At 68.1% G+C, this 7007-nt stretch carries 6 protein-coding genes; 5 read left to right on the forward strand and 1 reads right to left on the reverse strand.

Annotated features, from left to right (window positions below):
- Position 1: 1 nt before the first annotated feature.
- A complete protein-coding gene (locus tag RBJ65_RS39640; RefSeq protein WP_306321912.1) occupies positions 2–1090 on the forward strand; it encodes a hypothetical protein in 1089 nt (362 codons plus the stop codon).
- On the forward strand, positions 1087–3306 hold the full coding sequence (locus tag RBJ65_RS42210) for a peptidylprolyl isomerase (RefSeq protein ID WP_372341388.1): 2220 nt from the start codon (positions 1087–1089) through the stop codon (positions 3304–3306). Before RBJ65_RS39640 ends, RBJ65_RS42210 begins: the two co-directional genes overlap by 4 nt.
- A 128-nt stretch (positions 3307–3434) precedes the next feature.
- On the opposite strand, the gene RBJ65_RS39650 is transcribed toward RBJ65_RS42210, so the two are convergent.
- The gene (locus RBJ65_RS39650; protein WP_306321911.1) at positions 3435–3857 is read right to left on the reverse strand and encodes a hypothetical protein; all 423 of its coding nucleotides are present in this window, start codon (positions 3855–3857) and stop codon (positions 3435–3437) included.
- Between the two features lie 392 nt (positions 3858–4249).
- On the opposite strand from RBJ65_RS39650, the gene RBJ65_RS39655 reads away from it, so the two are divergent.
- The 3 genes from RBJ65_RS39655 (at position 4250) to RBJ65_RS39660 (ending at position 6251) form a co-directional block, all read left to right on the forward strand.
- Entirely contained in the window at positions 4250–5041 is a 792-nt protein-coding gene (locus tag RBJ65_RS39655; protein WP_306322042.1) for a class I SAM-dependent methyltransferase, read from the forward strand.
- A gap of 257 nt (positions 5042–5298) precedes the next feature.
- On the forward strand, positions 5299–5730 hold the full coding sequence (locus tag RBJ65_RS42215; RefSeq protein WP_372342338.1) for a putative T7SS-secreted protein: 432 nt from the start codon (positions 5299–5301) through the stop codon (positions 5728–5730).
- On the forward strand, positions 5664–6251 hold the full coding sequence (locus RBJ65_RS39660) for a hypothetical protein (RefSeq protein WP_372342337.1): 588 nt from the start codon (positions 5664–5666) through the stop codon (positions 6249–6251). Before RBJ65_RS42215 ends, RBJ65_RS39660 begins: the two co-directional genes overlap by 67 nt.
- Positions 6252–7007: the final 756 nt, after the last annotated feature.

The raw sequence follows: 7007 nt of genomic DNA on the forward strand, positions 1-7007 counted from the left end.
CATGACAGCAGTGGCACCGTCGGCCAGGGTACGCCTGGGCAGGAGCATCGCATCCCGTCTGGCCGCAACCACGGACGCGGCCGCCGCGTTCGTCGCGGGCAGCTCGGTGGTCGGGCTGGGCAGCGCCACCAGCGACATCGACGTCTATCTCGTCGGCTCCACAACACAAGAGAAGCGGCAGCAGATGTTCGCCGACACCATCCGCGTCGACGTACAGCATGTGAGCCTGGAAACCCTGGAGTCGCTCGTCGATCGCGTCCTTGAATCCGGACTGCGCTCGGACCATGCGGGACGGACGCTGTCGGACCGCGAGATCGCGCTGACCGTCCGGCTGCTCACCGGCGACATCGTGACCGACCCGGGCACGCTGGCCGCACTGAGGAAACGCCTCGACGAACACCCCCTGCGCCTGTCCCGCCTCGTCATGAACAACTGGATGCTCGCCGCGTACTTCGCGGCCGAGGACTGCCTCGGGCTTCGCCAGTCGGACGACCCCTGCGACCTGGACCCGGCCGCGCTGGCCGCCCGGCGCGGCCTGGTGTGCGCAGGGAAAGCGCTGGCCGCGGCGGGCGGAGACCTCTACTTCGGCGAGAAATGGGTATGGCGGCAGCTCGCCCGCAGCGGCCCCGACGGGTTCCCTCGCGCGGAGTTCCAACGGCTTCTGCGGGACGACCCGCTCGCCGTCGACCCACAGGCCGGCCTGACCGCACTGATGTCGTTCGCGCAGACCTGCCTCATCGCCACCGCCACCCTCGGCTGGCAGGGCGTCGACGCCTCCCACTGGCCGGCCTGGCAGCCGGGAAACGGCCCGCTGCACAGATCTCCCGCGTTCTTCCCACGCGCCTACGACGACATGGTGACGCTGGTCGAACCCGCCGGCCGGCACTTCCGCCTGCCACCCGACGTAGCGCTGGTCTGGGGCCTGAGCCACGGGCTTTCCACACAGACCATCACGGAGCACGCGCTGCGCCTGTCGAAGGCGGCACCTGAATTCGCCGCGCTGACCGAAGAACGCTGCCGGCGCATCACGACCGAATTACGGGAAGCGGGCCTACTCACCGAGCAGGGCGGGCAGCGGGGGGCAATGTGAAATTCCGTCAGAAACGCAGCACCACCCTCGACCTCGCCCTCGCGCTGCAGCGTGAGCTGATCGGGCGCACCGGCTCCTGGGAACCCAACTTCCTGCCCAGACCGGTCATTCCGGAGACCGATCTGTTCCGTGACGGACTGCGCTCATGGGGGAGGGTCGTCGGCTCCGGCCTCCCCGCGTTCCTGGCCGCAGCCCCCCGGCCGGAAGACCTCACCACCCTCGTCGACGACGGCCGCCTTCGCCCCGGAGCCGAACTCGTCACCACAGCACTGACCGCAGCGGCCCCAACCCTCGCCGAGGCGCTCCCCGCGTTCGAGGAGATCCGCAAGCAGGCGGCAGCGGAGATCAACGACTCCCTCGCGCCCGAGCGATACCTGGCCCCTCTCTGCGCGGCGCTGGGCACCGCCAAGACCGAGCGGACGCTGGACCTCCACCTCGTGCCGCTCGCCCCGGCTCCGCCAGGCACGGGCTTCCTCATCGGCGCGGACAAGGTCACGGGCGTCTACGCCGACTGCCGCCGCTTTCGCGGATCGACGCTCACGGACGCCGTCCTGACCATGCTGGGCTGGGCGCAGCTGAAATCCGGAGCCATCCCCGAGGGCCACCTGTCCACCGAACTCGTCCGCCGCCTGCCTGGCAGCGCTCCGTACCAGCGTCGGCTGCGCGTCATCCTCACCAAGATCCTCGTAGAGATGACGGCCGGTCACCTCGTCCGCTCCCAGGACCCCGCACACCGTCCCTGTGTCGATGTGCTCGGCACCAAATGGCGCTATGCGCGACTGCACTCCGTGGCAGAAAGGCACTGGCCCCGCTACCTCGACGGAGACATCGACCGCGACGAAGCCCTGACCCTGATGGCCGCGGACCTTTGCGCACACAGTCCACGCTGGTTCGTCGACTCCGTCGACCCGTCCTCGCTCGCCGCGGACTTCTACCTGCTGGAATGGCTGACCGCGGCGGGCGACCACACCGCCAGAGCACGGCTGTTCCGCTGGCTGCCCCACCTCTGTGCCGAACTGGCGGGACACCTGGACAACGTGATCGGCAACGAACTCGGGCACTACGAACGAGTCAGGACCCAGCATCACCCGCGGGAACTGGCGGACTTCATCACCGAGATCAACCAGGGCGACAGCCGCGTCACCTGGCAGCGCCTGCGCCGTGAAAGAGGCCACGGCCCGGCGCTGCGGCTCGCCACCGAGGCGTTCGCCGGTCCGGGGATCGAGTTCGGCGGAGAGGCATGGGCTCCAGTGGCCGCGATGATGCGGCGCTACGTCCAGCACGAGCTGCCCGACCGGGTCTTCGTCGACCAGTGCTTCACCCTGGAACACAACAACGGCTCGCTCTTCGACAAGTACCACGACACGACGACCATGCGTGCGGTACTGGACGCCCAGGCAGCCACCGACCTCGACACGCTGCTCGTCCACGCCTCGGCCGAGGTCCGGGAGCTGTGGCAGGTACACCGCTACGACTCGGCAGAGGGCCATCCGGTATGGCTGGGGCCGCCTCCGGTCGGCCGGGACATGACCTCCGCGGACCTGCCGGGACCGGGACGGAGCGTAACCGGCCCGCACACCGGCGCACCGGGCACGGTCGGATGCGGGGACCGCGGCGACCGCAACGCGTTCAGCCCGCTGAGCGACCCACTGCGCGACTCCCCGGTACGAGTCCGCCAAACACCCGCCCGTCGCCCTTTCTCCTCCTCATTGAAGACCTATCGATCCCTTGCCGCGGTCCTGCACACCGAACGCGGCGACATCCACCTCGCCCTGCGCCCCGACGAAACTCCCTACACCGCGGACAACTTCGTGGGGCTCGCGACCGGAAACCGCACCTGGACCGATCCCTTGACGGGAACCGCCGGTGAGGGCGGGTTCTACGACGGCACGACCTTCCACCGCCGAGTGCCCGGCTTCGTCGTCCAAGGCGGCGACCGGCTGGGCACCGGGCACGGCAGTGCCGGATACCGGATACCCGACGAAATCCGTCCCGACCGAGGATTCGAACGGCCCTTCCAACTCGCCATGGCGAATCTCGGCAGGGACAGCACAGGCTCGCAGTTCTTCATCACCCTCGCTCCGGCGCCCCACTTGAACGGGCAGTACACGATCTTCGGAGAGGTGGCGAACGACCCGTCCAAGGACGTGGTCGGTGCCATTGCCGCGTCACCGACGCCGATCCGGCTCGACCGCGTGACGATCCAGGCAACCTGAAACCTGGGCCCGTGCGGTGCTCGAGCCGACAGGTGTTGCGGCGAACGGTCGCGCTTTCGCTCACCGCCGAAAGGGCGCCGGGCCTCCGGGCCCGGCGCCCCCTTTTCTTCCTTTATCGGTGCTCGGAGTCAGGCGGTGAATTTCTGCCAGCCCGAGCAGTAGTCGGAAGCCCCGTCCACCTGTACGCAGCCCCTGATGTTGTAGACCGTTCCCTCGGGAAGGTTCATATTGCGCTTTGTGCGGTCGCCCGGCATCAGACCGCCGTCGATCGTCTTCTTCCGGTCGGGGACTCCGTCCTTGTCGTACTGGACGTAGATGCGGTTGCCGGGGCTCTTTTGACGATAGGTGTGGAACCAGTCGCCCTTGTGCTTGAACTGCACGTAGCCCGCGTAGTCCTTGTAGCCGTTGGAGTGGTCATAGACCTTGACCTTCTCGTTGCTGCCCATCGTGACCGGCCCGTCGCTGGGCGCGGCAGCAGCCGGCATCGCCAGCGCGCATACGGCACCGAGCGCCGCCAGCGGCATCGCCGCAGCCTTGAAGATCCTGCGCATGATGGAACTCCTCCTCCGTTAAAAAGCCGTGTCGGGTCCTGACATGACAAGATGTCGAGCCTTCTGTGTGCGCACTCGTCCATCTCTCGCGATGACCCTAGGAAGCCCGGCAACGGACGCCCATGTGTTTCGGACGTGACCGAAACACGGACGACAAGGCTTCTTCCTCGGGTTGCGCCGAAGGCAGCGACCAGATTTCCGACAAAGCGGCAAAGGAGAAGGCGCGGGCGGCCAAGGAATTCTCTCGAAAAGGAGGCGCTCCCCGGGGCCGACGCCATCCAGAACTGCGCGCCGTTCGGCGGAGCCATCCATTCGGGCCGCCGGAGCCATGGGGTGCGCGTACCGTCAAAGGCGTGAGCGGAGACGATGCAAACCGGCGCTGGACCCGGTCCATGCCGGACGCCTACGAGCGCCACCTCGTACCGGTGTTCTTCCGGCCCTTCGCGGCCGACCTCGCGGCGAGGGCAGCGGCCCGGAGCCCGCACCAGGTACTCGAACTCGCCGCGGGCACCGGGGCACTGACCACCGCCGTGCTCGACGCGACACCGGACGCGCGTGTGGTGGCGACCGACCTGAGCGAGGCGATGGTCTCCCGTGGGGCGACCCTGGAGCCGCGCGCGCACTGGCGACAGGCGGACGCGCAGGAACTGCCCTTCCAGGACGCCTCGTTCGACCTCGCCCTGTGCCAGTTCGGCGTCATGTTCTTCCCGGACAGGCCCGCCGCCTACGCAGAGATCCGCAGAGTCCTCACCCCCAACGGCCGCCTCCTGTTCAACAGTTGGGGGCCGGTGGCCTCGCACGGATTCGCCGCCGCCTTCCAGGACGCCCTGGAAGCCTCGATGCCCGAGGGCGAGAACGCGCCGACCTTCCTCCCCGACATACCGCACGGCTACGTCGATCCGGCCGCGGTCGCCGAGGACCTCGCGGCGGCGGGACTCGATCTCGTCGCCGCCGAGGAAGTGACGCTGGAGGGCGTCGCGGAGTCGGCCGCCTCCGTGGCCACCGGACTCCTGACCGGCACACCAGTACGCGCCGCGCTCGCCTCCCACCCGGACGCTGCGGCCATCGAAGAAACCGTCACCGGGGCCATGACAGCCGCCCTCGGCCCCGGCCCGGTGACCGCCGCGATGACGGCGACGATCTATACGGCGCGTCCCCTTCCCGGGGGACCAGCCGGACGGTGACCTGGGAGCGGTACGCGCTTCACGCGCGGCACGATACGGACGGTGCGGCCTTCTGCGAGACCTGCGTCTGGGGCGGCTGCGTCCTGTGTGTATGCAGCAACCGAGTCGGAGGGGGGCACGGGTGGGGGCGGATTCCTTCTGTGTGGATATCGAGGCGCTCAAGAGTGCCGGGCTGGGGCGGCGGACCTGATGGCTTTGCTGGAGAGCTGGGCTGGAGCCGGGACCCGAAGGACCTGATACCAGGCGACGCGACGGCCGTGCAGGCCACGGTTCGTCTCCTGACCCAGTTCGGGCAGACGCTGACACGGGTCGGATCAGGGCTGCGCAGGCTGGACCACGGCGGCTGGAAGGGGCAAGCGGCGGACGCCTTCCACCGTTTTTACGACGAGGAACCCAAGCGCTGGATCACTTGCGGTGATGCCTTCCATGACGCCGCGCAGGCCCTGAACTCCTACAGCCACACCCTGACCCGGGCACAGGGCCAGGCGCGCGAGGCCATCTCGTTGTGGGAGCAGGGGGAGCGGCAGACCCAAAGGGCCAGGGCGGCGTACGAGCAGTGTTCTTCAGCCTCGGTGGTACCTATGAGGACCACAACCTCGTCGTCAAAGAGGCCGCACAGCGCATGCGCATCCGCGGCCCACTCGCCCAGACCGTCCACTCGCTGCCCGACGGAGCCCAGTTCCAGATGACCGCCACCCCGCCGCCCGGCGACCCCGACCTGCTCTCCCGCCACGAACTCACGGTCCTCGCCGACTACTCCACCTTGCTGATCCAGGACGACGACGCACGCCTGGGCGAACCCGAACCCTCATGGTTCACAGCACTGGTCGCCGACTGGATCAACACCGCTCCCGGCGTCGTCGGGAGCGGAGCCGCCCGTCCCTTCGACGTTCCCGTCACCGTGGACGTGCGCCGCACGCCCCCGGCCGACGACGCAGAGATTCAGCAGGCCGACCACGTCACCCAGGCCGGCCTCGCGCTGCCCTCCGGGCGCCTGCTGATCTCCATGCAGGACACCGACGACCGGCTTCCCCGCATCCCCCTCACCCCCGGCAACTACGCCGTGCGCATCTACTCCCACGGCCTGGACACCATCTCCGAGGACGGCCTGGACGGCGAGGACCGCTACCACGTGGTGCTCTGGCCCACCGACGAAGACCACCCGGCCCAGGTCCTCAAGCGCTACCCCGACCCCCTTCCCGGCGGCTGAGCGCGCAAGTGCGCTGCCCCCCGGGCGGACCCTGAAGCGCCTCGCCACATCCAGCGGCCGTGCCAGACGTTCATCCAGGGCGGACGGGCGGCTTCAACCCGCATGCCATTCAACGCGGACCGCGCCCTGGCCGGGCGAGGTTTCAGATCTTCAACACCAAGGGCACTGATCTCACCCTCGCCGAGATCGCCCGTCACGACGATCTCTCACCCCCACCCGACCCCCTACGACTCTATGGCAGTTCGCTGCCCACCGGCGCCCCGCCGCCATCGCACCCTTTGGCTGAACTGACGGTGTGTTCCGCACGTCGTCGTGAGTGCATCGATGGATCTCCGTTCAGTGCCACACGGCCTACACCCGGGCGGCGTACGCAAAGAGTTACGAAGACGGGCGGTGCCGGAAACCTGCTGTCACACGGGTGCTGTGTCGGCTGTCCCCGTGTGGCCCAAGATCATCGGCACGGACTGTCTGGTCTGCCGCGTCCATGGGCGCTCGGGACGGTCCGGTGGAACCGGACACTGCTCACATCAAGAAATGGTGTGCTGAAGCAAATTCAGCTCGGAATCTGTCACGGCCTCAACACCTCTGGAGCGGGCAATATTTCACTCCTGAAGCGCATCAAAAGGCAGTGGATTAAAGTCAGTTAGGGTATTCTGGGGTCAGCCAGTTTGTTTGAGGGTGGAGGTGGATGGAATGCCGGACAGAACACGCGAGTTCGGAAAGTATGGTGCCCACGGAATCAAGGGCAGTGAAGCT

Source organism: Streptomyces sp. KL109B (assembly GCF_030766935.1).
Classification (GTDB): Bacteria; Actinomycetota; Actinomycetes; order Streptomycetales; family Streptomycetaceae; genus Streptomyces.

What these genes read in the sequence shown, in the direction of transcription:
- RBJ65_RS39640 (WP_306321912.1), top strand. Translation starts at nt 2, where the DNA reads ATGACAGCAGTGGCACCGTCGGCCAGGGTACGCCTGGGCAGGAGCATC.
- RBJ65_RS39650 (WP_306321911.1), bottom strand. Translation starts at nt 3,857, where the DNA reads ATGCGCAGGATCTTCAAGGCTGCGGCGATGCCGCTGGCGGCGCTCGGT.
- RBJ65_RS39655 (WP_306322042.1), top strand. Translation starts at nt 4,250, where the DNA reads ATGCCGGACGCCTACGAGCGCCACCTCGTACCGGTGTTCTTCCGGCCC.
- RBJ65_RS39660 (WP_372342337.1), top strand. Translation starts at nt 5,664, where the DNA reads ATGCGCATCCGCGGCCCACTCGCCCAGACCGTCCACTCGCTGCCCGAC.